General features: G+C 58.1%; 30 protein-coding genes and 1 pseudogene. 7 read left to right on the top strand and 24 right to left on the bottom strand.

What is annotated here, in order from left to right; all coding sequences use genetic code 11:
- Positions 1-50: 50 nt before the first annotated feature.
- The 4 genes from HGI30_RS04715 (at position 51) to HGI30_RS04700 (ending at position 3485) form a co-directional block, all read left to right on the top strand.
- Positions 51-827 (top strand): ABC transporter permease, encoded by a 777-nt coding sequence (locus HGI30_RS04715; RefSeq protein WP_168906586.1) that lies wholly within the window; start codon positions 51-53, stop codon positions 825-827.
- On the top strand, positions 824-1639 hold the full coding sequence (locus HGI30_RS04710; protein WP_168906585.1) for an ABC transporter permease: 816 nt from the start codon (positions 824-826) through the stop codon (positions 1637-1639). The genes HGI30_RS04715 and HGI30_RS04710 overlap by 4 nt, the downstream gene beginning before the upstream one ends.
- A gap of 54 nt (positions 1640-1693) precedes the next feature.
- Positions 1694-2683 (top strand): ABC transporter ATP-binding protein, encoded by a 990-nt coding sequence (locus HGI30_RS04705; protein WP_168906584.1) that lies wholly within the window; start codon positions 1694-1696, stop codon positions 2681-2683.
- Positions 2684-2993: 310 nt separating this feature from the next.
- Entirely contained in the window at positions 2994-3485 is a 492-nt protein-coding gene (locus HGI30_RS04700) for a C40 family peptidase (RefSeq protein WP_168909730.1), read from the top strand.
- A gap of 89 nt (positions 3486-3574) precedes the next feature.
- Here HGI30_RS04700 and HGI30_RS04695 read toward each other — a convergent pair whose 3' ends face one another.
- From HGI30_RS04695 to HGI30_RS04650, 10 genes and pseudogenes are all read right to left on the bottom strand, one after another.
- Positions 3575-4363 (bottom strand): alpha/beta hydrolase, encoded by a 789-nt coding sequence (locus HGI30_RS04695; RefSeq protein ID WP_168906583.1) that lies wholly within the window; start codon positions 4361-4363, stop codon positions 3575-3577.
- Between the two features lie 42 nt (positions 4364-4405).
- Positions 4406-5167, bottom strand: a complete 762-nt coding sequence (locus tag HGI30_RS04690) for a sulfite exporter TauE/SafE family protein (protein ID WP_168906582.1) — start codon at positions 5165-5167, stop codon at positions 4406-4408.
- Positions 5168-5433: 266 nt separating this feature from the next.
- A pseudogene (locus HGI30_RS04685) lies at positions 5434-6069 on the bottom strand (amino acid ABC transporter permease); the annotation flags it as partial.
- A 15-nt stretch (positions 6070-6084) separates the two neighbouring features.
- Positions 6085-6735 (bottom strand): amino acid ABC transporter permease, encoded by a 651-nt coding sequence (locus HGI30_RS04680; protein ID WP_168906580.1) that lies wholly within the window; start codon positions 6733-6735, stop codon positions 6085-6087.
- Positions 6736-6738: 3 nt separating this feature from the next.
- Entirely contained in the window at positions 6739-7596 is an 858-nt protein-coding gene (locus HGI30_RS04675; protein ID WP_168906579.1) for a glutamate ABC transporter substrate-binding protein, read from the bottom strand.
- Between the two features lie 28 nt (positions 7597-7624).
- The gene (locus HGI30_RS04670; RefSeq protein WP_168906578.1) at positions 7625-8353 is read right to left on the bottom strand and encodes an amino acid ABC transporter ATP-binding protein; all 729 of its coding nucleotides are present in this window, start codon (positions 8351-8353) and stop codon (positions 7625-7627) included.
- Positions 8354-8595: 242 nt separating this feature from the next.
- Entirely contained in the window at positions 8596-8904 is a 309-nt protein-coding gene (locus HGI30_RS04665) for a thioredoxin family protein (RefSeq protein WP_168906577.1), read from the bottom strand.
- Positions 8905-8955: 51 nt separating this feature from the next.
- Positions 8956-9453, bottom strand: a complete 498-nt coding sequence (locus HGI30_RS04660) for a DUF4385 domain-containing protein (RefSeq protein WP_168906576.1) — start codon at positions 9451-9453, stop codon at positions 8956-8958.
- Positions 9425-10144 carry a TrkA C-terminal domain-containing protein gene (locus HGI30_RS04655; protein WP_168906575.1) on the bottom strand — a complete coding sequence of 240 codons (720 nt, stop codon included), beginning with the start codon at positions 10142-10144 and terminating at the stop codon, positions 9425-9427. Before HGI30_RS04655 ends, HGI30_RS04660 begins: the two co-directional genes overlap by 29 nt.
- Before the next feature lie 80 nt (positions 10145-10224).
- Positions 10225-11115 (bottom strand): TVP38/TMEM64 family protein, encoded by an 891-nt coding sequence (locus HGI30_RS04650; RefSeq protein WP_168906574.1) that lies wholly within the window; start codon positions 11113-11115, stop codon positions 10225-10227.
- Positions 11116-11551: 436 nt separating this feature from the next.
- Here HGI30_RS04650 and HGI30_RS04645 point away from each other — a divergent pair, with 436 nt between their 5' ends.
- On the top strand, positions 11552-12370 hold the full coding sequence (locus tag HGI30_RS04645) for an alpha/beta fold hydrolase (RefSeq protein WP_168906573.1): 819 nt from the start codon (positions 11552-11554) through the stop codon (positions 12368-12370).
- Positions 12371-12491: 121 nt separating this feature from the next.
- Here the strand turns inward: HGI30_RS04645 and HGI30_RS04640 are convergent, their stop codons facing one another.
- Together HGI30_RS04640 and HGI30_RS04635 are read right to left on the bottom strand one after the other, a co-directional pair.
- A complete protein-coding gene (locus tag HGI30_RS04640) occupies positions 12492-13346 on the bottom strand; it encodes an SDR family oxidoreductase (protein ID WP_168906572.1) in 855 nt (284 codons plus the stop codon).
- Between the two features lie 135 nt (positions 13347-13481).
- On the bottom strand, positions 13482-14594 hold the full coding sequence (locus tag HGI30_RS04635) for a GIY-YIG nuclease family protein (RefSeq protein WP_168906571.1): 1113 nt from the start codon (positions 14592-14594) through the stop codon (positions 13482-13484).
- A gap of 134 nt (positions 14595-14728) precedes the next feature.
- On the opposite strand from HGI30_RS04635, the gene HGI30_RS04630 reads away from it, so the two are divergent.
- Positions 14729-14983, top strand: a complete 255-nt coding sequence (locus HGI30_RS04630) for a hypothetical protein (protein WP_168906570.1) — start codon at positions 14729-14731, stop codon at positions 14981-14983.
- Between the two features lie 252 nt (positions 14984-15235).
- Here the strand turns inward: HGI30_RS04630 and HGI30_RS04625 are convergent, their stop codons facing one another.
- Entirely contained in the window at positions 15236-16195 is a 960-nt protein-coding gene (locus HGI30_RS04625) for an NAD(P)/FAD-dependent oxidoreductase (RefSeq protein ID WP_168906569.1), read from the bottom strand.
- A gap of 302 nt (positions 16196-16497) precedes the next feature.
- Between HGI30_RS04625 and HGI30_RS04620 the strand changes: the two genes are divergently transcribed.
- A complete protein-coding gene (locus HGI30_RS04620) occupies positions 16498-17709 on the top strand; it encodes an MFS transporter (protein WP_168906568.1) in 1212 nt (403 codons plus the stop codon).
- Between the two features lie 87 nt (positions 17710-17796).
- Here the strand turns inward: HGI30_RS04620 and lepB are convergent, their stop codons facing one another.
- The 11 genes from lepB to HGI30_RS04565 form a co-directional block, all read right to left on the bottom strand.
- Complete coding sequence (gene lepB, locus HGI30_RS04615; RefSeq protein WP_206110018.1) at positions 17797-18321, bottom strand: signal peptidase I; 525 nt, start codon at positions 18319-18321, stop codon at positions 17797-17799.
- A gap of 20 nt (positions 18322-18341) precedes the next feature.
- The gene (locus HGI30_RS04610; protein ID WP_168906566.1) at positions 18342-18797 is read right to left on the bottom strand and encodes a VOC family protein; all 456 of its coding nucleotides are present in this window, start codon (positions 18795-18797) and stop codon (positions 18342-18344) included.
- Positions 18798-19426: 629 nt separating this feature from the next.
- On the bottom strand, positions 19427-20008 hold the full coding sequence (locus HGI30_RS04605) for a histidine phosphatase family protein (RefSeq protein ID WP_168906565.1): 582 nt from the start codon (positions 20006-20008) through the stop codon (positions 19427-19429).
- 47 nt (positions 20009-20055) lie between these two features.
- Positions 20056-20253, bottom strand: coding sequence for a hypothetical protein (locus HGI30_RS04600; RefSeq protein ID WP_168906564.1), 198 nt, complete (start codon positions 20251-20253; stop codon positions 20056-20058).
- Between the two features lie 776 nt (positions 20254-21029).
- Positions 21030-21554 (bottom strand): GNAT family N-acetyltransferase, encoded by a 525-nt coding sequence (locus tag HGI30_RS04595; RefSeq protein WP_168906563.1) that lies wholly within the window; start codon positions 21552-21554, stop codon positions 21030-21032.
- Positions 21555-21587: 33 nt separating this feature from the next.
- Positions 21588-21797: a hypothetical protein gene (locus HGI30_RS04590; protein ID WP_168906562.1), complete on the bottom strand. Its 210-nt coding sequence runs from the start codon at positions 21795-21797 to the stop codon at positions 21588-21590.
- A 129-nt stretch (positions 21798-21926) separates the two neighbouring features.
- A complete protein-coding gene (locus HGI30_RS04585; protein ID WP_168906561.1) occupies positions 21927-22616 on the bottom strand; it encodes a class I SAM-dependent methyltransferase in 690 nt (229 codons plus the stop codon).
- A gap of 214 nt (positions 22617-22830) precedes the next feature.
- Positions 22831-23238 carry a hypothetical protein gene (locus HGI30_RS04580; RefSeq protein WP_235680326.1) on the bottom strand — a complete coding sequence of 136 codons (408 nt, stop codon included), beginning with the start codon at positions 23236-23238 and terminating at the stop codon, positions 22831-22833.
- A gap of 345 nt (positions 23239-23583) precedes the next feature.
- Entirely contained in the window at positions 23584-24381 is a 798-nt protein-coding gene (locus HGI30_RS04575) for a hypothetical protein (protein WP_168906560.1), read from the bottom strand.
- Positions 24382-24554: 173 nt separating this feature from the next.
- Positions 24555-24824: a hypothetical protein gene (locus HGI30_RS04570; RefSeq protein WP_168906559.1), complete on the bottom strand. Its 270-nt coding sequence runs from the start codon at positions 24822-24824 to the stop codon at positions 24555-24557.
- Positions 24825-24862: 38 nt separating this feature from the next.
- Positions 24863-25336 (bottom strand): DinB family protein, encoded by a 474-nt coding sequence (locus HGI30_RS04565; RefSeq protein WP_168906558.1) that lies wholly within the window; start codon positions 25334-25336, stop codon positions 24863-24865.
- Between the last annotated feature and the right edge of the window lie 15 nt (positions 25337-25351).

Here is a 25351-nt window from a genome sequence, read left to right as displayed (position 1 = left end):
ACCTTTTTTGCCGGATCATTCTTCATGAACCTAGCGAAATGAGGTGCCCCATGGTCTTTTTTGCGCTTGCGCGCGCCAGCTTTTCCCGCAACCTGCAGTATCGAGCTTCCCATCTGCTCCATAACGGAGCGAGCGCTTTGTTCGGCTTCATTTATCTGTCGATCTGGATCGGCATCGGGGATGGCCGCGACCTCGGCGAATACGGGCTGCAGGGACTCGTCTCCTATGTCGCGCTCAACCAGTGCCTGCTGTGGGCTACGGCGTTCACGACATTCGGGCTCGGCATGCCGCAGCTCGTGCGGACCGGCGCGATCGCGACCGAGCTTGCCCGTCCCGTGCATCTGTTCTACAGCATGATGAGCCGGGAATGGGGCACGATCGCGTACCAGCTGCTGTACAAAAGCCTGCCGATCTACCTCCTGTACGTGCTGCTCGTCCCGCTCCGCCTGCCCGCAGGTCCTGCCGAGGCCGCCGCATTTCTCGCCGCGCTCCTCTGCGCCGCGTACCTGGCTCTCTGCATCCAATACCTGATCGGAGCCGTCTCGCTTTGGACGACGGAGGCGCAGTGGCTTTACTGGGTGCACCACGCGCTGCTGCTGCTGCTATCCGGATTCCTCATCCCTGTCGAGTGGCTGCCCGGCTGGCTCGCCTGGCTGAGCCGCTGGTCGTTCTATCCATCCCTGCAGTACATACCGACCCGCATCTATCTCGGCATGGACAGCATGTCGGCCGTCCTGCCCTCGCTTGCCTGGTGCGTCATCCTGACGGCCCTCTGCCTGGCCGCCACCGGCGCGATGCGCCGCCGAACGGAGGTGCAGGGCGGATGACGAAGCTCCATTCCTTGCGCGGCCTGATCGCCATGCACCTGCTGCTGGTCCGCTTCAGCTTCCGCAGCAGCATGCAGTACCGCTTCAACTTCTGGTTCGGCACGATCGCCTCCGCCGTCATCGCGTCGGTGGAGTTTGCCATGCTTGCCGTCATTCTGACGCGCTTCGGCGCCATCCAAGGCTGGACGCTGGCCGAGTCCGCCTACCTCTATGCCGTGCTGGTGCTGGCCAAGGCGCTGTACCGCTCTCTGGCCTCGGATGTCCATCACTTGGAGAAATACCTGGTCAGCGGCGATCTGGACGGCCTGCTGCTGCGGCCCGTGCCTGTGCTGCTGGCGCTCATGACGCGGAATTTCTCCGTCCGCCTCGGAGAGACGCTGCTCGGCGGATCGCTGCTGGCCTACAGCCTGACCGCGCTCGCGCGCGAAGGCGCGATCCAGCTGTGGATCGTCTTGCCGCTTACGCTGGCGGTCGTCCTGAACGGGGCGCTGCTGCTGTTCGGCATCGGTCTCGCGACCGCGGCGATCGGGTTCTGGCTGACGCGGATCGAGGTGCTGCAGAACATGACGGAGGATGCCGCGCATACGGCCATCCGTTACCCGTTGTCCATCTATCCCGGGTGGCTGAAGACGCTGCTCTCGACCGCCCTTCCCGTCGCTTTTGTCAATTACTGGCCGGCGATGCATCTCATCAAGGGCGATGGCGGCGGCTGGACGCTCGCGCTCGCCGCGGCCGCGTCCGCGGCGGCGCTGGCCGTCGGCGGCTGGCTGTGGAGCCGGGGCCTGCGGAGCTATCAGAGCACCGGCTCATGAGAAGCAAGCGCGTTTCATCCCCCATTACGCCCTATATAAGGAGGCTTGTCTCTCATGATTGAAGCCGCTCATCTGCATAAGTCCTTCAAGCTGCGAAAGCCCGGTCCGCGCAAAGGACTGCGCTCGCTGCTCGGCGGATCGACCGTCGTCAAGGAAGCGGTCCGCGACGTCAGCTTCACGATCGCCAGCGGCGAGTTCACCGGCTTCATCGGCCCGAACGGCGCCGGTAAGTCGACGACGATCAAAATGCTGTCCGGCATCCTTCATCCGAGCTCCGGCTCGGTGCGGCTAAGCGGCATCGATCCCCATCGCCGCCGGGTCGATGCCGCGCGGACGCTCGGCGTGCTGTTCGGACAGCGCACCCAGCTGTGGTGGGATCTGCCGCTGCGGGACTCGTTCGAGGTGCTCGGCGCGATGTACCGCATGGAGGCGAAGCGGCGCAAGACCCGCGTGGACGAGCTGGATGGACTGCTGCGGCTCTCCACCTTTCTCGATACGCCGGTCCGCAAGCTGTCGCTCGGCCAGCGCATGCGGGGCGATCTGGCCGCCGCGCTGCTGCACGAGCCTCCCATCCTCATCCTCGACGAGCCGACGATCGGCCTCGACGTGTCCGCCAAGAGAGACATCCGCTCCTTGCTGCGCGGCATCAACCGAGAGCTCGGTACGACGATCCTGCTGACGACCCACGACATGGACGACATCGAGCAGCTGTGCGGGCGCGTGCTCGTGCTGACCGACGGCGCGCTCAGCTACGACGGGCCGATCGGCGGCTTGCGCTCGCGCATCGGCATGCCGGCGTCGATCGAGGCGACCTACCGGACGCTCGAGCAGGCGCAGTCGGCGCGGCAGAAGCTGAGTCAGCTGGAGTCCGGCTCGCTGGTCGCGATCGGCGTCCAGGAGCGCACGCTCATCGTCCAATGCAGCCTGGAGCAGAGAAGCTTCATGGACGTGCTTCGCCAGCTGGAAGCCTACGGCGAGCTTGAGGACGCCCGCATGCACGAGGCCGACTTCGAGGAAGCGGTCCAGCGTCTGTATGCCGATTAGACGGCAGACAGCGCCTTTTTGAAATCGCTATCCGGGCCGTCTCTCCTCGATCGCTGCGAACGGGAGGCAGCCGAAAAAAGGCCGAAACCAAAAGGTTGCAGCCCGAATCGCTCATGAGAGCATTCTCATTTTTTTCTCACAAAAGAGGCGAATCCCTTGGCAACGCTCACCTCGGCATCTCAGAGGAAAGGCTTGGCAGGAATTCGATGTGGTAAGGTGGTTGTACCGGATCAGCAAGCAGCTCGGCCGACCACGGAAGGCGGCCAGGGCGATCATCCCTTACATCCACAAGAAAAGAGGACTAGACATCATGACGAACATCTTCGGAGCTTCCTTCACGAAAAAACTTGCCGGCGCGGCGATCGCGCTGTCCATCGCCTTCACCGGATCGGTCGCGCTTCCCGCAACCAACGCTTCCGCAGCCGAAGCGTCGATTTCTTCCAAAGCCTCGACGATCGTCTCCGCTGCGCGCGGCCAGATGGGCAAGCCTTATAAATTCGGCGCTTCCACGAGCACGACGAGATACTTCGACTGCTCCAGCCTCATGAAATATGCGTACAAAAAAGCCGGCATCAACCTGCCGCGCACGTCCAAAGCGCAATCGAAGGTCGGAAAGTACGTCTCCAAAGGCAATCTGAAGGCCGGCGACCTCGTCTTCTTCTACTCCCCGATCTCCCACGTCGGCATGTACATCGGCGGCGGCAAGATCGTCCACACGTACGGCAAGCCGGGCGTGACGATCGACACGATCAACTCCGGCTGGTGGAGCAAGAACTACACGACCGCCCGCCGCGTGCTGTAACGATTGCGAACCGATCCTGCGACCTAAAAAAAGCTGCTTCCACCGCCCGACCGGCGATGGAAGCAGCTTTTTGGCTTATCCAAGGAGAATCAAAGCTTCCGCAGCGGCAGCCATTCCAGCGCCCGCCGGATCTGCGCGTCCCAGTAGCCCCACTCATGCTCGCCGGGTCCTTCCTCGTACGTCAGCGGAAGGCCGAGCGAACGCGCGTGATCGCGGAAGGCGATATTCTCGTCGTACAGGAAATCCTCCGTGCCGCAGCACTGGTACAGCAGCGGCTGCTGCTCCGCCGGAAGGCCGGCCAGCTTGTCCGCCAGCGCGAACAGGTCATTCGGCCCGCCGACGGCCTCCTCCTTCTTGCCGAAGATCGATTCGGTCTCGGCCAGAGGCATGACTTGCCCCCGCTCGAACCGGCTGCGGATGTCGAGGCCGCCCGACAGGCTGGCGACGGCCGCGAATCGGTCCGGGCAGGACAGCCCCAGCTTGAACGCGCCGTAGCCGCCCATGGAGAGGCCTGCGGCGAACGTGTCCTCGCGCCGGTCCGACAGCGGGAACAGCGCGCCCGCGATCTCGGGCAGCTCCTCGCTGACGAACGTCCAGTAGCGGTGGCCGACCTTCATGTCCGTGTAGCAGCTGCGCGCCACGGCCGGCATGACGACGGCCAAGCCGTACTCGGCGGCATAGCGCTCGATCGACGTGCGGCGCAGCCAGATCGAGTGGTCGTCGGACAAGCCATGCAGCAGATAGAGCACCGGGAAGCGGCCTGCGGCCGCTTTGCCCTCCAGCCCGATCTGCCGCTTCGTCTGCTGCGGCAGAATGACGTTCATCGTACAGGACAAGCCGAGCACGTCGGAGAAAAAGCTCGTTTGCGCAAGCGCCATCGTTTCGATCCCCTTTGTCGTTGGATTGATGAAGGACACGCTTCAGCCGCGCAGCAGCTCCCAGGCTTGGCGCAGGAGCAGCAGCACGCTGACGGCGATGAACAGCGGCCGGACATACTTGGCTCCGCGGCGGATCGCCAGCCGCGAACCGACGAGCGAGCCGAGCACCATGAAGGCGCCCATCGTGAGGCCGATCGTCCAGTCAATGCTCTGCAGCACGGCGAACGTCGCCAGGCTGGCGACGTTGCTGCCGAAGTTGAGCACTTTGGCGTTGCCCGCCGCCCGCACGAAGTCGTAGCCCGCCATCAGGAACACGAAGATCAGGAACGAGCCTGTGCCCGGACCGAAAAAGCCGTCGTAGCCGCCGAGCGCGAAAGCCGCGCAAGCGATCAGAACTGCCGAGCGGCGCGTGAACGCTCGCCGCGCCTGTCCGTCGACGCCCCAGCTGCGCTTGAATACGGTGTAGATCGTAATGAGCGCGAGCAGGACGACGACGAGCGGGCGCAGCCAGTCGGACGGCAGAAGCTGCAGCAGCAGCGTGCCGCCAGCCGCTCCGATGACGGTCAGCGGAAACAGGCGCCACACGACCCGGCCTTCGATCTTGCCCGAGCGCAGGAACGCCAGCATGCTCGTCAGCGAGCCCATCGTGCCGGCCAGCTTGTTCGTGCCGAGCGCCAGATGCGGCGGCAGTCCCGCCGTCAGCAGCACGGGCACCGAGACGAGCCCGCCGCCGCCTACGACGGAGTCGACGAAGGCCGCCAGGAAGCCGCCTGCCGCGATCCAGACGAATAGTTCCCAGCTCATGGCTTCCCTCATTTGTTAGGTAGAATTAGGCGCTGCCGCCGGGGGGGCGGCCTTTTCATTGTAGGCCCGCTGCCCCGGGCTGTCTACGCTGCCGAGGCGCGTCTGCGCCAAGCAAAAAAGGACGAAGCGGGGATATCCCCGCTCCGTCCCGAGCGTCGCGAATAGGCGCCCTTGCTCCAGCCGATTCAAGCCTGCGCCTTGGCCGTCGCGGCCGGGGCCGCCGGCCTGCCCGCGCCGGGCGTGCGCCGGCGCGCGCCTTCGTTGGTCTCGAGCCGCTTGGACAGCAGCGAGAGCCCGTAGTTGACGGCGAAGTACAGCACGGCCGCGAGCAGCAGCACCGGGAAGACGTACGAAACGTCGTGCCCGTAGACGATGTTGGCGCTGTGCATCAGCTCCGGCAAGGAGATGACGACGGCGAGCGACGTATCCTTGAGCAGCGAGATGAACTGGCTGACGAGCGGGGGCACCATGCGCCTCATCCCGATCGGCAGCACGACATGCCGCAGCGTCTGCGCCTGGGTCAGGCCCGACGAGCGCGCCGCCTCCACGAGTCCTTTGTTCACCGACTGCAGGCCGCTGCGCACGATCTCGCTGATCATCGCGCCTTCGAACAGCGTCAGCGCCACGACCGCCGCCCAGAACGTGGACAGCTGGATGCCGACCTCCGGCAAGGCGAACTTGACGAAGAAGATGATGAGCAGCAGCGGCAGGTTGCGGATCGTCTCGACGACCAGCATCGTCAGCATCCCCAGCCCTTTGATCCGGCTGTAGCGGATGAGGCCGAGGGCCGTGCCGAGGATGAAGCTGAGCACGATCGCGACGGCGGCGACGACGAGCGTCATGCCGAAGCCTTTGAGCAGGAAGAGCAGATTGTCGGGGGTGAATGCGCCGGCGAAGTCCATGCTGGCTCCTCCTCTCTAGTCCGCCCGCGCCAGCTTGCGCTCAAGCACGTGGGTCGCATAGGCCAGCGGGACGGTCAGGATCAGATAAAAGGCCGCCGCGACCATGTAGGTCTCCATCGTCTGGAACGTGTAGCTGTTGACGTTGTCGGCGAAGTACATCAGGTCGAAGCCCGCGACGACCCCGAGGATCGACGAGTTCTTGACCAGGTTGAGGAACTGGTTGGTGATCGGCGGAATGACGATCCGCACCGCCTGCGGCAGGATGACGAGCCGCATCGCCTGCACGTAGGTGAGGCCGGTCGAACGCGCCGCCTCCATCTGCCCGGTCGGCACCGATTGGATGCCGGCGCGCACCGCTTCGGCGATGAAGGCCGCCGTGTAGACCATCAGGCCGAGCGTGCCGGAGGCGAAGCCGTCCAGATCAGCGCCGAGCGACGGCAGGCCGAGGTAGAAGATGTACACGACGAGCAGCAGCGGAATGTTGCGGAAGAACTCGACGTACGCCGTGCCGATCGCCCGCAGCGCCTTCCACGGCGAGATGCGCATGACCGCGAGCACGAGGCCGAGGACGAAACTGCCGGCCAGCCCGAGCAGGCTGGCGTAGATCGTGTTCTTGAAGCCCTCGAGAAAGTCTCCGGAGTAGGATGGGACGAAGGAGAAGTCCATGCCTTATTCCTCCGGCGGCTTCTCGCCCATCCATTGCTCATAGAGGGCAGCATAGTCGCCGCTGTCCTTCATCTCCTTGAGCGTCTCGTTGACGGCGGCGACGAGGTCCTGATTGCCCTTCTTGGCCGCGATGCCGTACGGCTCGTCGGTGAACATGCCTCCGACGACGACGTACTCCGGATCCTGCTGGCTCATGCCGAACAGGATCGCGTTGTCGGTCGTCAGCACCTCGCCCTTGCCGGCCTTGAGCGCGGTGAACGCCTCCTGGTAGTTCTCGTATTGCTGCACGCGCAGGCCCGGCACCTTCTCCTCGATGTTCTTGATCGAGGTCGCGCCCTTCTGGCCGATGACCTTGGTGTCCTTGGTCACGTCGTCGATGCTCTTGATCGAGCTGCCCTTCTTGACGAGCAGCGACTGGCCCGCGTTGAAATACACGTCCGAGAAGTCGACCTGCTTCTTGCGATCATCGGTAATCGTCATCGTCGCCACGATGAGGTCGATCTCGCCGTTTTCGACCATCGGGATGCGCGTCTTGCTCGTCACTTCCTTGAGCTCGAGCTTCGTCTCGTCGCCGAGGATCTTCTTGGCGATCGCGCGCGCGACGTCGATGTCGAAGCCTTCGACCTCGCCGCTCCCCGGGTCCTTCAGGCCGAACAGCTTCGTGTCGAACTTGACGCCGACGACGAGCTTGCCGCGGTCCTGGATCGCCTGCACGGCGGCGCCTTCGCCTGACGGAGCCGGAGAAGCCGCTCCTCCCGCATTCGTCGATGCCGGATCGTTCTTGTCGCCGCAGCCCGACAGCGCCACCGTCGCCAGCAGCAGCAGGGATGCTCCCGTGCCCAGCCATCTTCTTTTTCTCATCTTTGTCGTCCCCTTTCGGAAATCGTGCCTAATGATTGATGACGCGGCTCAGGAAGTCGCGCGCCCGCGGCTGCTCGGGCTGCCGGAAGAAATCGGCCGGAGCGGCCTGCTCCACGATGCGGCCCTCGTCCATGAAGACGACCCGGTCCGCGACCTCGCGGGCGAAGCCCATCTCATGCGTGACGACGGCCATCGTCATGCCCTCCTTGGCGAGCAGCTTCATGACGGACAGCACCTCGCCGATGACCTCCGGGTCGAGCGCGGACGTCGGCTCGTCGAACAGCATGATGGTCGGCTTCATCGCGAGGCCCCTCGCGATCGCCACCCGCTGCTGCTGGCCGCCCGACAGCTCCGACGGATAAGAATCCGCCTTGTCCGGGATGCCGACCTTCTCCAGGTAGTGCATCGCCGTGCGCCGCGCTTCCTCCTTGCTGACTTTGCCCGCCTGCACCGGCGCGAGCGTGATGTTGTCGATCACTTTCAGGTGCGGGTACAGGTTGAAATGCTGGAATACCATGCCGATGCCCCGGCGCAGCGCGTTGATGTCCGTCGCCTTGTCGTGCACCGGAACGCCGCCGACCGTGAGGCTGCCGCCGGAGATATCCTCCAGGCGGTTGATGCAGCGGAGCAGCGTGCTTTTGCCGGAGCCCGAAGGGCCGATGATGACGACGACCTCGCCCTCGGCGATATCCAGATCGATGTCCTTCAGCACGTGAAAGCTGCCGTAATGCTTGTTGACCTGCCGGAAAGAGATCATGCCTGGCCTCCCATTCGGATCATAACGGAATCTAGGCCTTATCGCTCGACGAGCGTCATGGCCGTGTCAAATATCATAACCTAAGCCTCCAGTATTTTGAATATTAAATTCAGATCCAGCTCATTTACAGTCCTTTAGACCTATAAAATGAAAAAAATCTACCTCATATGTCAGGTAGATTAACGCGAATGATGTCGAAATGACTCGCTGGCCCCATCCTTTCTATGCGGATGGTCCTGCCTCTATCGTCTCAGCTCCTCGTACAGATCGGCCGCCGACCGCATCGCATAGACGATCCGGTACGGCTCGCCGTTGTCCAGCAGCGCGAGCGCCGGGACGCTGGCGATCCTCCAGCGCTCCCGGAGCGTCGGCGCGAAGTTGACGTTCAGCTTCTGCACCGGCATCGCGCCCGGAGCGGCGGCCGCGATCTCCAGCATCCTTTCGGCCACCTTGCAGGTGCCGCATAACGGCGTCGCAAAAAAGAGCGCTTCCCGCCGATGAATTCTTCCGAGCGCCATGAAGTCCCGCTCGCTCGTCTCCGTCAAGCCCATGCTTCCCAGCCTTTCTCCAGTAAGAATCGGTTCGGCCGCGCCTGATCCGTATCAGCCGCGGCCGTCTTGCTCATGCGTCCGGATATGCTCTTCCTTCATCCGCACGTAGTCGGGATCGCGCTTCGCCCGTTCCCAGACCGCCTTGAACACCGCCGCCGATTCCGCTTTCTCCTCGTCGATGTCGCGGGGCAGCTCGGCTCCGCCCTCCTTCGCATACTTGCGGCCGGAGCGATGGTTGGCATAGCGTCGCGCCCGCGTATAGCCCATCTGCAGGAATTTGCGCGCCATGTCCATGCCCGGAAAATCGCTTTTTTCCTTATAGTCCAGAAACATCGCGTAGATCGCCTGCGACGACTCCTGCGCGATCGCCGGCGTGCGGAACCGCCAGTGCGGCAGAATCTCGCTCTTGTACGGCTCGATCATGAGCACGCCTTGCTCGCCTTTGCCGATCGTATAGCGCTCGGGATGCTTGCGGAAGTCGATCGCATCGTAGTCCAGATCGTAGTCGAACGCGCGTCCTTTAAGCCCGGCCTTCCTTCGTTCCGCCATCGTCCTTCCCTCCGCTTCGCTTGCCGTTTCCCAGCTTGACGCCGCAGCTCTCCTCGATGATCGACTCGTCTCCGTAAAACAACACGAAGTCGCCTTCCCGCAGCACGGTCTCCCATCGCTCCTTGCGCAGCTTGCGGCCGTCCCGCTTGATGAGCAGCGGCACGACCTCCTCGCCTTCGGGAAGCACGTCGCGCAGCTTCTTGCCGATCAAGGGCGAGTCTGCCGCCAGCTGCAGGCCCAGCACATCCTCGTTGCGCTCGTCGTCGGCCAGCTCCTCGACCGGGATCGGACCGCCCTCCGTATGGGAAGGCAGATGGCTCGCCATCCAGTGCGACACCCGGCGGTTGACCGGCGGCAGCCGCAGGGCGAGCAGCCCCAGCGCCAAGAGGAGCGCCGTCGCGGACAGAGCCCGCAGATGCGTATTCTCCGACAGCAGATTGCTGATGACCGAGATGAGCACGGCGAGCGAGAACGCTCCGAACAGGATGAGCGCCGTGCCGATGCGCCGGCGGACCGGATGGCGGAGGACCAGCTCCGACTCCGACGTCGTGAAGCCGGCTCCGGTCAGCATGGAGACGGCTTGAAAGCTCGCCTGGCTCGGCTCCAGCCCGGTCATCAGGAGCAGGCGGGTGCAGATGCGCAGCACAAGCAGGATCAGAATGAGATAGACGAGGATAAACGCATAGCCCACGGTCGGGTTTCCTCCCTCGATCGGCGAAGCGCCGGCGAGGCGCTTCTGTATGCCTTCCTTATACCCGATCCGGGCTTGGCTCATTCATGGGGTCCGGAAGGAGGGAGGGGACTGGCGGTCAGCATCCGGTAGGCGATGAAGACAGCGGCCAGAAAAGCCAGGTAAGCGAGCACGAGCGCGCCGATCCGCAGCGGACCGCTGCCGCCGCTGCCGCCGAGCGTCGCGAAGAACAGCATGCCCGGCGCCTTGCCGAGCAGGGAGGCGGCCGCGTAGGTCCTTAGCCGGATGCCGGTGAGCGCCGCATACGCATCGACGGTCATTTCCGGCACGACGGGCACGGCCCTCGCCACGGCCACGAACAGGAATGGACTGCGCTCCGTCAACCGGACGAGCCGCTTCAGCCGCCCCGCCTTCGCCAGCCACGCCCGACCCCGATCGCGGAAGAACAGCCGGAACCCGGCGTACGACGCCAGGCACGCGAGCCAGGTGCCGCCAAGGCTGATGAGGCTGCCCCCGAGCGGACCGAACAGGTAGCCGAGCGCGCCGATGACGACCGCATATGGAAACACGGGGAACAGCGCCAGCGCGAACGCCGCCGCGAGCATGGGCAGCGGCTCCGGCCGCGCTCCGGCCAGCCAGGCCGAGATCGCCTCGCGCTCGTACCAGACGAGTCCGAGCAGCGCCGCGTACAGCAGCGCGGCGAGCACGCGCGGCCAGACGCGGGCCGGTCGGGCCGGATGCTCCGGGGCGCTTTCTTGGACGCGGGCCGGGCGGGCCGGATACTCCGGGGCGCTTTCTTGGATGCGGGCCGGGCGGGCCGGATACTCCGGGGCGCTTTCTTGGACGCGGGCCGGCTTGGCCGGACGCTCCGACTGGCTCTCCTGGAGGCGGCGGTCCTGATGGTCCGCGCGTCCGCCTCGTTCCTGTCCGCCCGGCCGGCTTCCGCCGCCGGGATCGAAGCTGCTTTTCACCGCCAATCCCCCTTTTGTCTCGCAAGTTAAGTGTAGGCTTTTACGGGTACCAACTCAACTAGAGGCGAGACTGCCGAAAGCCGAGTCTCGGCTCGACCGCGCCGGCGCTATCCATCCGCCTTGAGCACGCGCGCCGCACGAACGGCGCGCGCATGGGCAAGCCCCTGTCATCCATTATATGCCCAAGCGGATTGAATTCGACAAGTCCGATCCGACGGACAGCCTTTCGCTCTGGCTGCCCCTGTCCAAGCGGAGCGCACGTACGAGCAAGACGTCAAGATCGTGCTGAAGCCATAGCTCAGCTAGAAAGCACGAAGCAGGAACGACGCCCCCGCTTCGGTATGCGTTCGCGGCCGCGCCCGCCGCCGCGCTCATATGCAGAGCGGACGGTTCATACAGTAACAGACCATCATCGGATAAAAAGGGGGCTTCCTTCATGACCTTGGTGCCGACCGACGACGGCGTGTCGCTCTATGTCCACCAGTCCGGCCCTGCCGGCGGGCGGACGGTGCTGCTCCTCCACGGCTGGCCGCTCAGCCACCGCATGTTCGACCGCCAGCTCGCGCTGCTGCCGGAGGCCGGCATCCGCTGCGTCGCGCCGGACCTGCGCGGCTTCGGCCGCTCCGACGCGCCGGCGGACGGCTACGGCAGCGATCGGCTCGCCGACGACCTGCGGGACCTCATCGCCGCCCTTGGGCTGGAGCGATTCGTGCTCGCCGCCTACTCCTCCAGCGCAGCCGCGGCCGTCCGCTACATGAGCCGGCATGCGGGAAGCGGCGTCAGCGGCCTCGTGCTGATCTCGCCGGCCGCGCCCGCCCTGCTCCAGCCGGGAGCTCGGGCAGCCGAGGAGGCAGGCGGCAGGCTCGAGAGGCTGATCCGCCAGGCTCGGCTTGACCGGCCGCGGATGGCGGCGGAGTTCGCCCAGAAGCTTTTTTACCGCTATCACAGCCCGGAATACATGAGCTGGTTCTCCGGCCTGGCGATGGACAGCCCGCTCAGCGCTACGCTCGGTCTGGCCCGCGCGCTGGAGCTGGAGCCGGCGAGCGCGGCGGAGCTCGCCCGGATCGCCGTGCCGGCGGCGGTCTTCTACGGCGCCCACGACCGGATCGTCCCGCCCGAGACGGCGCAGGAGCTGGCCGCCGCGATCCCCGGCGTGCAAGCCGTCCGGTTCGACAAGAGCGGCCACGGCTTGTTCCAGGACGAGGCGGAGCGGTTCCAGCAGGAGCTGGAGCGGTTCGTGCGCGGCCTGTCCTGATCGCGCCGGGCTCCCGGCGCTTGGCCGCGCCCCTGGCAGGAACGAGCAGAGCGGGCCTGCAACGACAAAAAGGGCGAGCGGCCGGAAGCCGCTCGCCCTTCGTCTCCTCCTCCGTCATGCCTCAGTCCCAGCGCACGCCCGTCTGCTGCTCGCTCCACGCCCACAGGCGGCGGGCCGCTTCGATATCCTCCGCCTTGGCGGAGGGCTGCAGCGGCTTGCTGTCCGCGTAGTAGAGGCTGCCCTCGCGGCCGCCTTCCTCCGACAAAGCCAGATAGATCGCGGTCGAGGCCCCTTCCTCCGCCGTCTGGAAAAACGGCCGGAGCAGCTTGTAGACGCTGCGTCCGAAGCCGGTCTCCCGGCTCACGCCGAGGCTCGTCGCCACCGCTCCCGGGTGGAGCGCATGGGCGAAAACCTGCGTTTCCCGCAGCCGCTCGCGCAGTTCCAGCGCGAACAGCAGGTTGGCGAGCTTGGACTGGGCGTAGCCTTTGACCACGTTGAAGCCTCGGAGCAGATGGGGATCGGGATAGTGGATGCGTCCCGCCTTGTGCGCCCCGGAGGACACGACGACGATTCTCGCCGCCGGAGCGGCGAGCAGCGCGGGCAGCAGGCGGCCGGTCAGCGCGAAATGGCCGAGATGGTTGACGCCGAGCATCCGCTCGAAGCCGTCTTCCGTCTCCTCGCGCCGGATCGTGACGACCCCGGCGTTGTTCACGAGCGCGTCGAGCCGCGGATAGCGGACGAGGAACCGCTCCGCGAACGCCTCGATGCTCGCGAGCGAGGCGAGGTCGGCGGTCATCAGCTCGATGTCCGCCGGGCCGGGCCCGCTGCGCCGCAGCGCTTCCTCCCGTGCCGCCGCTCCGCGTCCTGCGTCGCGGCTCAGCAGCACGACCTTCGCTCCCGAGCGGGCCAGTCCGATGACCGTCTCGAGGCCCATGCCGGCGTTGCCGCCGGTGACTAGCATGATTGGCTGCGCCATCGCTTTTTGCCCTCCTTTTTCCTCCATTACCTCGGAATGGCTCCGCCGAAGCCCGCCGCGTCACGCGGCTTGGCCTCCCCTGCCTGTCCTTTGTCGCGGTGGGTGAATGCTGCCTCCACGCCTGCGCCTTCGCGCTCAGCTCTTGTCCGCCGCAGCCGCGGCCGCCTCCACTCGGAACTCGTAATTCTGCCTGCACAGTTGCAGCAGCGAATGCTTCAAGCCGCGCTTCGGCTGCGTGATGACGAGCGGAGGCCGCGAGCGGTCCGCGGGCCGCCGCAGCGCCCGCCGCACGGCGGCCGGATCGGCGATGCGGTTGACGATCAGCTCGTCCGGCAGCTGCTGCTCGCGGTAGCGGCGGATCAGGAAGCGGTCGCAGGCCGCCTCCCCGCCGCCCTCCAGGCCGTGCAGCTGCAGCTCGCGCAGCATGCCCTCCTGCACTTTGGCCACAAGCACGCTGTCCTCGCCGAAGTACAGCACCTCCTGCATGACATCCGTTTCCCGGTCGACGATCTGCTTCTCCGGCGTCTTCTCCAGGTTGCGGATATGGCTCAGCATGTTCTGGGCCTTCTCGAACTTGAGCTGTTCCGCGTACTCCGTCATCTGCGCGTACATGCGGGCGACGAGCGCATCCTTGCGGCCGTCGAACAGCAGCTCCGACACCTGGCGCACTTGCTCCATGTACTCGTCGCGGCTCATGTAGCCCTCGCAGATGCCGCCGCAGCGCCCGATATGGTACAGCAGGCAAGCCCGCTTGGGCAGCTTCGTGCAGGAGCGCAGCTTGTAATGGTCCGCGACGAATTCCAGCAGCTCGTTGCGGAAGCGCGCGCTTGCGAACGGCCCGAACCGCTTGCCGGGAGCCGACGCCAGGGCGTTCCGTTCCTCCGGCCCCCTGCGGTCGCGGTAATGTACGGCGAGACGCGGAATGTCCTCGTCGGTGAGCATCAGATAGGCGTAGCCGCTGTTGTCCTTCTTGAGCGCCCGGTTGTACGGGGGCTTGTGGATCTTGATGAGATTGTTCTCGAGCAGCAGGCTCTCCGTCTCGTTGTTGACGAGCAGCACCTCGATGCGGGCGATGTTCGCCACCAGCTCCCGCAGCCGTTTGCTCTTGTGGTTCGTATGGAAATAGGACCGCAAGCGGTTCCTGAGATTTTTCGATTTTCCGACGTACAGCAGCCGCTCCTGCTCATCGCGCATCAGATAGCAGCCGGGCTTTTCGGGATAGTCCCCTGCCCTGAACATAAAGGCCATCGTCTGAAGTCTCCCCTCGCATGCGGAGTTCCTGAATCCCTCTCAACCAAACAAGTGTTCCAGGAGCTTCATTGTACCCTCGGCGTCCGGAAAAGGGAAGTTCTGTCCGCCCTCTATGGAAGCCAATGGATGATATGTTATCATTCAGACATAATTACCTTGAGGAGGCTGACCGCCATGGCATCGACTGCCCGCCGTCCAGCGCTTCGTCATCGTTCCGCATTATTGAAAAGGATCCCGTCTTCTCTGCGCCCTACATCTTCCGAGAGGACTATCTCAGGCTCGCCTTCGTCTCCGCGCTGTCGGCGCTCACGCTCCGCCGCAGCCCGGCGATCGAGCGCTGGCGCGCCAAGGCCGTCCGGCTCGCGCAGGAGAGCCGCCGCGTGTAAGTCCACATGGCGACTCGTCCGCCAAGGCGATCGCTCCTACCCGATTCAAGCGGCTGGTCAAGGCCAGGTACCTGAACAGGCACCTGCCGTGCTGCCGCCCCGGATGCGCATCCAGGCGCATGACGAACAGCCGCCCGCGCTTCCTGCGCAGGCGGCTTTTTTTCATTTCCAAGCGGCAGACGGCTTCCATGGCGCTCAAGCGGTCGTCCTCGACGAGGCTCGTCCGCCTTTTTTCTCGCTGCTGCGTGCGCCTCAGCCCTTCCCCGCCACATGCTCCACCGCATCCCTCAAAGGCTGCAGCATCGCGCTGCCCTCGCGGCCGACGAGGCTCTTGTGCATCCAGATCGCCGCCTGCGAGCCGTCGCCCATGGCGATCGATGCCTGCTCCGAGTGGGCGAGCACGTCGCCGGCTGCCCAGACATGCTTGACGTTGGTCATCTTCGTGCGCGGATCGGCCTCGATGTGGCGGTTGGCATGCAGCTTCACGCCGAGCTGCTCCGCCAGCTGCGAGCGCACCTCGTTGCCGCCGAAGGCGACGAACGCGCGGCCGCCCTCGATCCACTCTCCGCTCGCCAGCGTCACGCCGCGCAGCTGGTCGCCTTCCGCATCCAGCGCCGCGATCGGCTCGTCCACGATACGGATGCCCTTTTCCCCGAGCTTGTCCCGCAGCTCCGCCGACACGTCCTTGCGCTCGTGGTTGACGTACACCAGATCGTCGGTCCAATAGGACAGGATGCGCGCCATCGTCGCGCCGGCATCGCCCGAGCCCATCACGATCGCGCGCCTCCCCGTCAGCTCGTAGCCGTCGCAGTCCGGGCAGACGTAGACGCTGATGCCGAGGCATGGGCGCAAGCCGTCCAGCGGCGGCAGCCGGTCCATGACGCCGGTCGCGAGCAGCAGCCGCCGGCCTTCGTACGTCTCGCCCGACTCGGTATGGACGGCGAAGCCTTCCCCGTCGAGCGGCACGGCGCGGACCGCCTTGTCCTTGACGAAGCGCACGCCGGCCTTCTCCGCCTGGATCTTCCCCGCCTTGCGCAGCTCCGGCCCGCTGACGCCGTCGATCCAGCCGATCAGGTTGTGGTAGCGGAGGCAGAAGCTCGAGCGTCCGTCCTCCGAATCGACGACGAGCACGCGGTGATTGTAGCGTCCGAGCTGCACGGCGGCGCTGAGCCCGGCCAGCCCGCCTCCGACGATGAGCGCATCATATCGCATCGGTTCCTCTTCCTTTCCTCTCCAGCCTGTTTCCGTATTATTACCGAACCGGGGCGGCTCCTAATCGGCTTTTCTTCCGGCTCTTCCGGCGGACCTGCCGCTTGACTTATGCCCGTTTTTGCTGCCGCGGGTTGGATTATCGAGACGGGAGGAGTACAATATAGAGGACGGAAGTGTGCGGATTGGATTCATTTCGTCTCCCCGGAGACGGTTTTTCGAAGCGTTCGGAGAGGTTCCGACGTTCTTCATTCTCGGCTACGATCCGGGTCCGGCCAGCCCTGGAAAGGATCTGATGCGTCTGTATGGCAGACACGTATTTATGGAAGCGCAATTTGATTGTTTTGTGGACCGGCGTCTTTTTCTGCAGCACCGCTTACTCGATCTCCATCCCCTTCATGCCCATGTTCCTGCGCAACGATCTCGGCGTCACGAGCCATCTGACGCTCTGGTCGGGCATCGCGTTCGGCATCACCTTCCTCGCCAGCGCCCTGATCGCCCCGTACTGGGGATCCCTTTCGGACAAATACGGACGAAGGCCGATGCTCATCCGCTCCGGCTTCGCGCTCGCCGCGCTGTACATGGCGACCTATTTCGTCCATGATCCCTATCTGTTCCTCGCGCTCCGCATCGGCCAAGGACTGCTCGCCGGCTACGTGCCCGCGGCGATCGCGCTCGTCGGCACCAACACGCCGGAGAGCAAGGCCGGCTACGCGCTCGGCATCATGGCGACGTCCGGGGCGACCGGCGGCATCATCGGCCCGCTGATCGGCGGCGTCGTCAGCCATTACTTCAGCAACCGCGAGAGCTTCCTGTTCTCCGGCTGCATCGTGCTCGTCTCCGCGCTGATCGCGGTCTTTTTCGTCAAGGAGCACAAGTTCAACCGCCAAGCCGTGCGCTCGCCGATCCGGGCCGATCTCAAGGAGGCGTTCTCGAACCGGCTTTTCGTCACGATGCTGGGCCTCGTCGCGCTCGGGACGTTCTCCGTCATGATCCTGGAGCCGCTGCTCACCGTCTACATGATGGATCTCGGGGGCAGCGAAGGCAACGCCAGTCTTGTCGCGGGCTTCGTCTTCTCCGCGGTCGGCATCGCCACGCTCATCGCCGCTCCGCAGTGGGGCAAGTTCGGGCCGCGCATCGGCTACACCAACGTGCTCGTCATCGGGCTCATGGGCGGCGGCATCGGCAACCTGCTGCAGTTCTTCGTGCATGACTTCGTCGCGTTCGGCGCGCTGCGGTTCCTGTACGGCCTCTGCTTCGCCGGCGTGTACCCGGCGCTGAACGCCCTCATCGTCAAAGTGACCGCGCCGGAGTTCCGGGGCCGCGCCTTCGCGCTCAACCAGTCGGCGACGCAGCTCGCCACGATGATGGGCCCGATCATCGGCGGCGTGCTCGGCGGCATCCTGCCGATCCGCTGGGTGTTCGTCATCAACGGCGCGATGCTGATCGGCGCCGCGCTGCTCATCCGCAGCCGGCACCTGGAGCGGCATGCGGTTCTGGCGGCGAAGAGCTCTTGATTTCCTCAAAGACGGCTTGAAAACGGAAAGAACCTCTCGGAATCCCGAGAGGTTCTTTTTAGAAGCAAGAACGCAAGCCCGCATCGATCATCGACTTTCTTCCCCGTTTCCGAAAATCAGGTGCGTAGGCAAGGTCAGAATCACCTTGCCGATCAAGTCTTCCTCATCCACAAACGGCGTCGCCCACAAATGAGCATCATAACTTTGGTTGCGGTTGTCGCCTAAGAAGAAGTACTGCTTGTCCGGCACCTGGATCGGACCGAAGTCATAGCTCATCGGCTCTTTGATATAAGGCTCCTCGACTCTTTCCTCGTTGCGATAAAGCACGCCCTCTTTAATTTGGATCGTATCTCCCGGCAGCCCGATGAGCCTCTTCACATATCTCTTTCCCGCCTCCTCTTCAACCGGCGGATAGAAGACGATTTTATCGCCATGACGGAGATTCGTCATCGGCAGGAGCTTTTCGACCACGACGCGATCCTTGATCTGGATGGTCGGAATCATCGAGCCGGTCGGGACGACCATCGCCTCGACGACATACGTGCGAATGAGCAGGGAGCAGACCAACGCGATCACCAGACTAGGCATCCATGTTTTCAAGAAACGCTTCACTGGCTCCACCTCCCTCGGCTTTACTTGGACTTGAGCGGTTCGGCCAGCCCGACTAGAATCCCTTCGACTCCACGAATGTAGCAGAGCCGATAGGAATCCTTGTACTGAACCACTTCGCCCACGAGTTCAGCCCCGTGCTTGCGGATGAGGCGAGCTACCAGCTCGTCGATCTCTTGAACGGCAAACATGACGCGAAGATAGCCGAGCGCGTTGACCGGAGCCGTCCGATGATCGGCTACCGTAGGCGGAGCGAGAAATCTCGAGAGCTCGATCCGGCTGTGGCCATCCGGGGTCATCATCATGGCGATCTCCACGTTCTGGTTCCCTAGCCCTGTTACACGGCCCGCCCACTCTCCTTCGACATTGGCTCGTCCTTCGAGCTTCAAGCCGATCTCCTCGAAAAAAGCGATGGCATCATCCAGAGATTCGACGACGATGCCGACATTGTCCATGCGAAGCAGGTTGTTGGTTGTCATAGGAACTCCTTTTCGAAATGGTTTAGATCATGCGTTGAACCTTGACCTCGCAGGATGAACTTGTCGCCGTCACGTACTCCATGTACGTGACGAAGCCGTTGAAATTCAAATAGGCTTCATAACGCTTTCGAATCGCAAGCAAGGTAATCCGATCTAAAGCCTGCTCTTTTGTAACCCATCTGCTTTCACGGGTTTCATCCGAAGTCGTCAACTCTCCCCCGGCAGCCTTGCATAAGAAGTCGAACATGACCTTAGTCGGAACATCCGTCTCGCCGTCATGCCATTTGTGAACGGCCGTAAAGGATGCGCGGGAAACTAAACCTCATCCGAGGTATAGCAGTTTTGGCAATGAGGACACCTCAGGAAGTAAGTCCTTTTGAATTTTTTACTATACGAAATCGTCCCCATTTCATTCGACCACCCTTCACCAAGAAACTGATCATGGGGAACTCTTTTCAGTCTAGTATCACAGTCTTTGCATCTGTGTCTTTTAAAAAAGTAATCCTTGACCTGATCCATCGTCAGTTCTATTTCATAGACTCTGTTGTTTCCATATCGAGCAAGAAAAAGTCCAAGACCAATTACAGCAATTGCGGCTACAACCATTCATACAATTAAACTTGATTCCGTCATGCCTCTCTATCCTTTTGTTCCGTCCATAGCCTTGTTACCGCTTGCAGTTCCAAGTCTTCGAATTGCAATTTGTACACGTCTGGCTTTGTCGTCTCATTCATGAAGTCGAACTCGTAACGGGGATCAAAATAATTCATCATCCGCGTCATTACATTCCCGTGAGTTCCGATCGCAATCTTCTGTCCTTTGCACTCATCCAAGATCGACTTCAGCACGGTCACCGATCGATGCTGGCAAGCCGCGCTTGATTCTCCCCCCGGCAATGAATAGCTAGGGTCTTCAAACGATTTCTTCAGAAAAGGCATGAAGTGTTCGTCTGGAATGACATCGTCTGAAAAATGTCTCTCTCTTAAATCCTCGTTCGTCTTGATCTCCAACCCCAGCTCCTTGGCCAGCCCCTCCAACGTGAGCACGGCTCGAGCATAAGGACTGGATAGGATGACGTCGACTCCTTCGTCCCTCAATAGGTTTGTTATCGTTTCTGCACTCAACTTTCCTATCGGGGTCAGGCCTCTCGTTCTTTCATTTCCTGCATAGGGCGACTCCGCATGCCTGACCATGTAAATGATGGTGTTCATTCAATCCTCCTTGGAATGCTTGCATCCTTATCCCGTTCTGACATCAATCATCGAACCGGCGTCTTATTCAGTTCCTTTCTATGTCTTTTTAAATTCATGATTCCAATAACAATAAATAAAAATCCAATAATCAAAATTCCGTAACTTGGTCCCGATTCTTCAAAATAGCCTATGCAAACATTAATAATAAAACATAAAGCAGTGAAAAAATTCAAAATTGCAATTTTTCGATAACTTTTTTTCATCTGACCTAGCTCCTCGTATAGTTTTCTATTAATTCGAGGAAACATTTTTGTTTTATTGATTTTAATGTCTACTCGCCAGCAGGCTGTACCCTTTATTTCTATCGTTTCTGCCTCCTAGCTGGACAATGGATTCATGTACTGTTTAGTCCTGCCCATTCTGTTTCAATTAGGTTAAAGTGATTTCGTTCTATCTAATCGTCCATCAATTCACTATATCACAAATACTAGAAATTATTTGAAATAGAACCCTTAAGATTACCAATTCCCTCTTCTCTTAAAAGAGCTCGACCCTCTGGACGTTTTGACTGCCCGAACGTCCTGAAAGCCGAGCTTAGGCACGTGCCCTGCTATCGGAGATAGAAAAGACTCTTTCCCCTTAGGCGAGCGTCTGCGCGTCCTCAATCGACTGCGCCTCGTCCAGCTGTTGCCAAGCCAACCATACGCATCTGACATGTGCATTTCCACTATAAAAAAGCATCCCTTGCGGGATGCTTGGCGGTGCGGATCGGGGCAGCCGTCAGTTCTCTCATGGAGCGACGATCAGCTTGTATCTTCCCCTGATCTGACTCTGGATCTTTTTGAAGTGATCTGGCTTTCTCGACTCAGCTGATTCAACCCTGCTCGAACTTCTCGAGCCGGTGGATTCTTTCCTTGAGGTCAGGGATGCCTCTCGCTTTCGGAGATAGCTTGGCTTCGTGGGAAGCAGCTTGGACATCTGAAAAACAGAAAGGTGGTTTAACATACATCTCTTCAAAGGCAACCAGCATGAATTATAATCATGGTTCACTTTTGTCACAATCATGCCATTCGGACTTTAAGATTCCCATTATGATTAAGGATTCAAAGCCTGTTCGTGTTTTTATGCACTCTCTTAATATTCCCTCTTCTTTAAATCCAACTGATCTATACACATGAAGGGCTCTGCTGTTCGTTTCCATCACGTCCAGCCATACTCGATGAACATGTAAATGATGAACCAAATAGTCCAACAGCAGTCTCAATGCCTTCGTTCCATGTCCTTTTCCCTTCGCACTCATATTCATTCTAATCAGTTCTATGCAGCTATTCGGACTTGTCCGTCCAGATAAAATAAAATAACCGATATGGCGTCTGTCACTGTTCTCAATGATTAAGTGAAGATGATCTTGATTGCTTATTGATGCAAGATGCTTCTCCCTTGACCATAAGAAAACAAAGTCTGTGCTTTCCGGATGTTGTTCGGTTGCAAGCACATAGTCTAGGTCTTCAGAATCAGTTTTCCGGATGCGTAGTTCATTAGAAATAATCAGGTCGTTCATCATCACAACCTCTTGCAACAAATTCATAAAAGACACTTATTTATTGGGGTTCACCTTTTGAGGAGCAACTAATTTCAAAGAAAAAATATGCCCACAATCTTTACATGCAATCGCCTGAATAACGGAATAATTCTTCGTGAAGGGCAGCTTTTTTTGCGATGTTATTGTCGTAAACACGACACCCGCAAAACCAGTCGAAAGCTTCCCTTCCATTACATTTTCGGAATGACAAATTTCACAATTCATGTTTATCGTTCTCCTTCAACCTACTTTCACGCCTTCTTCCTCGAATCTTTCCCAATTTATTTGGCCATATAGAGCATTTTTTTAGCGCTGTGTGAATATGGTGTTATCAGATGTTCCTCTTTGATTTACTTACATATGCTTCCACCAAACACCTGCACATTCAGGTACAGTTGACCATTCATTACTTTTAACTTTGTTCGAAATGTCACTTCCAAAGAAAAATTCAGTGTTTTTCTCAGCTTCCATAGTGTTCTCAAAAACATAGTCACTTCTCATCCATTTATGATTAAATGCATATTGGTTTTCTAGTTGGTCATAGTAAGATCTTAAGAAATCTGGTGGATTGGGTTCTGTAGTGCCCGTCCCCATGGTTTCAATTATTATTATTGTTCCATTAGGTTTAAGTACACGTTCTATTTCTTTCATAACGATGTCAAGATCTTCTTTCCATTTTGCATTTGTTGAGCTTGCTAGATAACAAATACTCCATCCTGAAATAACTAAATCTATGGTTGAATCAGGAATTGGTATATTTCTATGATCTGCTTGCATGGTAATCCAATTACGTACTGATCTCTGTTTCATTAATTTCTTTTCCAAAACTTCTAACATTGACTGTGAAAGATCAGTGCAAATAATGGAATTAGCTTCATCAGCAATAAAACTCGAAAACCTCCCTGTCCCAGCACCTAAATCTAGGACATCTAAATTCTTATAGGGTCTAATTTCCTTAATCACATCAGTAAATAAAGGTTGTTTACTTATCATTAGTTCATACAAATCAGCTTGACTATTGTAAACTTCGTTATGGTTTGGCATCTGAATCTCCTTGGAATTTATAATTTTGTGTTTTGCATGTTATCTCTGATAACGTTGTTGGATTCACGACTTCCACTTTCCCCACGACCAACAGGGAGGAGGGGGAGAGGAATGTGTCTGCAGCCTAATATCGTCGAAATGCCCCTGCAGACCAAGGGCGAATGCCCGTAGCGTGAATATGGTGTTATAGGATAGGGGGCTTCCCGAATTACTTTCAAGAATCTTTTACGTTGTCGCTTCCAAAATAATGTCCCTTAAGATTTTCATTAAAGAAATCATTTAAGTTTTTTTGTTCAATTGAGTACTTAACTAAGCTTTTCTTAATATCCGATCTTGTTATATATATCTTTTTCAAATCGTATTGAATTCTAATTTCTTTTCTGGATTTAAGTTTTAACACTATTCCTGCAGAAATATTAGATGGTGTCTCATTTAATGTTGTTATTTCAGATTCCGGTGTATTATTTATCCAGCTAATGATTTTTTCAATCTGTTCTTGTTTTAAATTTATATCTTCAAAATTAATTTCTGCTCCAAATCCATAGTTTCTATAAACTGCTAGAGACATCTGTGTGTTAGAGATTTGATCAGTTTTTATTAAATAATTCGCGTTTGTATACATTTTATAATTGCTTTTGTTGATTTGTATAAAAGATACTAAAACTAAGAGGCCGATAATCATCAAGTAAATTGGTGAACTGTTTTTATGTTTGGGTTTGATTGCCCTTCCCCCATTTCCTATAACGTTCCTATATTCACGACGCCGAGAGGCTTAAGGATTCCAAAGGTCGATCCGATTCAGGATCGGCCAGGTCCGGCTTCGCTTTCGCAGTTAGCCTCGCAGGTGTGTCCGCCTGATTCAAATTCTCGAAATGCCTCGGGCGGACCAAGGGACGGCGCCAGCCGGCCCGCCGCGTGAATATAATTGTTAGAAGAAGTTACTTCCATTATTAATCCACTACTACGTTTATCTTCCTGCATTTTTCTCATACTCTTTAAACAAGCTGCTCTTTATATTATTTAATATTGTTATATATCCTTTGAGAATCTCTAAAACACCTTTATTTTTGTTCATAATTAACAACAATTGAATTCTATTTTGTTCATTGATGAAATTAAAAAGATTATCAATTATTTTATAAGTCGTAGGATTTACAATGATTGCTTTCTCTTTTAACTCAATTTCTTTTAAACTAAACTCATTAAGACATGAGAAAACACCATCTTTGTTCTCAATTTCATTTATTTTATCCATTAATTTTTTGACCTCAATAATAATACCCCGTAAAGCTACATCTTTTTTAGGAAAGTATTGAATAAATAGCGTTCTATTGCTGTGAATTATAGTTTGTCTAACACCTATTAATGTTATAAAGCCTCCGATTAATCCACCTAAATAACTACCATAAAATGATATCCAATCTGAAGTTTCACCAGCTACATGACTCGAAGGTAAGTTAAACACTTTATTATAAACAGTTGGAATAAGCAGAAGAATTACTGCTAGCCCCAATGCCCATGATCCATATTTAACTAAATTAGGATTGATTATTCGCCATAATTGTTTTAATTTCATTCTTCTATTTTCTCGTTTCAAAATTTCAATAGTTAATGGTTTCGCTTCTTTAAATTTTTTTCTTTTAGCTTGACCATTGTTGAGTAACTTCGCCCCTTCTTTACCATAATTTATTTTATCAACGAGGAATTCGAGCTTTCTAACATCAATTTTATTCTTTTTGAGTTTATTCATAAATTTATTCAACAAGACTAATAGCTCCATTTCATAGAAAGTTTGAACTTTGGTTTGCAGTAATTTCTTCTAACGTCTTATTTCTGTACTTCAGCATATCCCCTGCTGCTAAAGTATTTCTGTACTTATACGCAGAACATCATCATTACCGGTAGTTTTACGAACCAATACAACTATCGCTGTCCGCCCTAAACTTTTCTTTCAACCTTATTCTTCTCTTCAAATTCCCTATCTCTTAGCTCAACTTCTTTCAAGTAGCCTTCATAAAATTTCGAATTAAAAACAAGAGAAACACTACCCGCTAAAATGGTTATGGCGCCTACCCAATAATTCAACGAAAGGTCAACATCATGAAAGCTTTTTTGTATGAAGAGCTGCTCTGCATTCTTAGAAATGGTAAGAATACAAATACCTAAAATGATAAATAAGTAAGAAAAAATGAGATTCGTTTGTTTCAAGGTTTCACCGTCCTTTTGGTATAGGGACGCGGCCGCGCCTACTGCGTCTTAAACAAGAAATAGTCTGTCCCGACACCGCGATGCCCCAGCGAGCGAAGGATCGTCGAGATATTCCCTCGGTGATATGCGCCGTGATACAGGACATGCTGGACGATGTCCGCGATCGTGCATTGAAACTCCTTGCCGGCTAAGTTGCGGTACGTAAGAACTGTCTCCGAATCGGGGTTCATGTCCAAATACTGCCGCATGGCCATGAAGATGCCATCAAAAGTCAGCCGAGCCTGTTCCACCGTCTGGAATGGACGTGGAGTCAATGACGGCGAAGGCTCCCCCTTCAGACGGGCCAACCAGATCTCTTCCGCCGCGGCCAGGTGGCCCAGCACTTCCGCCAAGCTGGAAAAGCCGAGCTGGACTTCCTGGGTCAGTGTCCCGGCAGGCAACTTTTCCAGATGCTCCAACACCCGCATCGAGGCCCAAACATGATACGCATAGTCGTCATAAAGTCGGGTCATTCCATCATCTCCTCC

The organism is Paenibacillus albicereus, from assembly GCF_012676905.1.
Taxonomy (GTDB): Bacteria; Bacillota; Bacilli; order Paenibacillales; family Paenibacillaceae; genus Paenibacillus_O; species Paenibacillus_O albicereus.
This window is presented reverse-complemented; position numbering and strand designations above follow the sequence as displayed.

Bases quoted from the DNA above. Each gene is read 5' to 3' on its own strand.
- HGI30_RS04715 (WP_168906586.1), top strand. From the start codon at position 51: ATGGTCTTTTTTGCGCTTGCGCGCGCCAGCTTTTCCCGCAACCTGCAG.
- HGI30_RS04710 (WP_168906585.1), top strand. From the start codon at position 824: ATGACGAAGCTCCATTCCTTGCGCGGCCTGATCGCCATGCACCTGCTG.
- HGI30_RS04705 (WP_168906584.1), top strand. From the start codon at position 1,694: ATGATTGAAGCCGCTCATCTGCATAAGTCCTTCAAGCTGCGAAAGCCC.
- HGI30_RS04700 (WP_168909730.1), top strand. From the start codon at position 2,994: ATGACGAACATCTTCGGAGCTTCCTTCACGAAAAAACTTGCCGGCGCG.
- HGI30_RS04695 (WP_168906583.1), bottom strand. From the start codon at position 4,363: ATGGCGCTTGCGCAAACGAGCTTTTTCTCCGACGTGCTCGGCTTGTCC.
- HGI30_RS04690 (WP_168906582.1), bottom strand. From the start codon at position 5,167: ATGAGCTGGGAACTATTCGTCTGGATCGCGGCAGGCGGCTTCCTGGCG.
- HGI30_RS04680 (WP_168906580.1), bottom strand. From the start codon at position 6,735: ATGGACTTCTCCTTCGTCCCATCCTACTCCGGAGACTTTCTCGAGGGC.
- HGI30_RS04675 (WP_168906579.1), bottom strand. From the start codon at position 7,596: ATGAGAAAAAGAAGATGGCTGGGCACGGGAGCATCCCTGCTGCTGCTG.
- HGI30_RS04670 (WP_168906578.1), bottom strand. From the start codon at position 8,353: ATGATCTCTTTCCGGCAGGTCAACAAGCATTACGGCAGCTTTCACGTG.
- HGI30_RS04665 (WP_168906577.1), bottom strand. From the start codon at position 8,904: ATGGGCTTGACGGAGACGAGCGAGCGGGACTTCATGGCGCTCGGAAGA.
- HGI30_RS04660 (WP_168906576.1), bottom strand. From the start codon at position 9,453: ATGGCGGAACGAAGGAAGGCCGGGCTTAAAGGACGCGCGTTCGACTAC.
- HGI30_RS04645 (WP_168906573.1), top strand. From the start codon at position 11,552: ATGACCTTGGTGCCGACCGACGACGGCGTGTCGCTCTATGTCCACCAG.
- HGI30_RS04640 (WP_168906572.1), bottom strand. From the start codon at position 13,346: ATGGCGCAGCCAATCATGCTAGTCACCGGCGGCAACGCCGGCATGGGC.
- HGI30_RS04635 (WP_168906571.1), bottom strand. From the start codon at position 14,594: ATGGCCTTTATGTTCAGGGCAGGGGACTATCCCGAAAAGCCCGGCTGC.
- HGI30_RS04630 (WP_168906570.1), top strand. From the start codon at position 14,729: ATGTTATCATTCAGACATAATTACCTTGAGGAGGCTGACCGCCATGGC.
- HGI30_RS04625 (WP_168906569.1), bottom strand. From the start codon at position 16,195: ATGCGATATGATGCGCTCATCGTCGGAGGCGGGCTGGCCGGGCTCAGC.
- HGI30_RS04620 (WP_168906568.1), top strand. From the start codon at position 16,498: ATGGCAGACACGTATTTATGGAAGCGCAATTTGATTGTTTTGTGGACC.
- HGI30_RS04610 (WP_168906566.1), bottom strand. From the start codon at position 18,797: ATGACAACCAACAACCTGCTTCGCATGGACAATGTCGGCATCGTCGTC.
- HGI30_RS04605 (WP_168906565.1), bottom strand. From the start codon at position 20,008: ATGAACACCATCATTTACATGGTCAGGCATGCGGAGTCGCCCTATGCA.
- HGI30_RS04600 (WP_168906564.1), bottom strand. From the start codon at position 20,253: ATGAAAAAAAGTTATCGAAAAATTGCAATTTTGAATTTTTTCACTGCT.
- HGI30_RS04595 (WP_168906563.1), bottom strand. From the start codon at position 21,554: ATGATGAACGACCTGATTATTTCTAATGAACTACGCATCCGGAAAACT.
- HGI30_RS04590 (WP_168906562.1), bottom strand. From the start codon at position 21,797: ATGAATTGTGAAATTTGTCATTCCGAAAATGTAATGGAAGGGAAGCTT.
- HGI30_RS04585 (WP_168906561.1), bottom strand. From the start codon at position 22,616: ATGCCAAACCATAACGAAGTTTACAATAGTCAAGCTGATTTGTATGAA.
- HGI30_RS04580 (WP_235680326.1), bottom strand. From the start codon at position 23,238: ATGTATACAAACGCGAATTATTTAATAAAAACTGATCAAATCTCTAAC.
- HGI30_RS04565 (WP_168906558.1), bottom strand. From the start codon at position 25,336: ATGACCCGACTTTATGACGACTATGCGTATCATGTTTGGGCCTCGATG.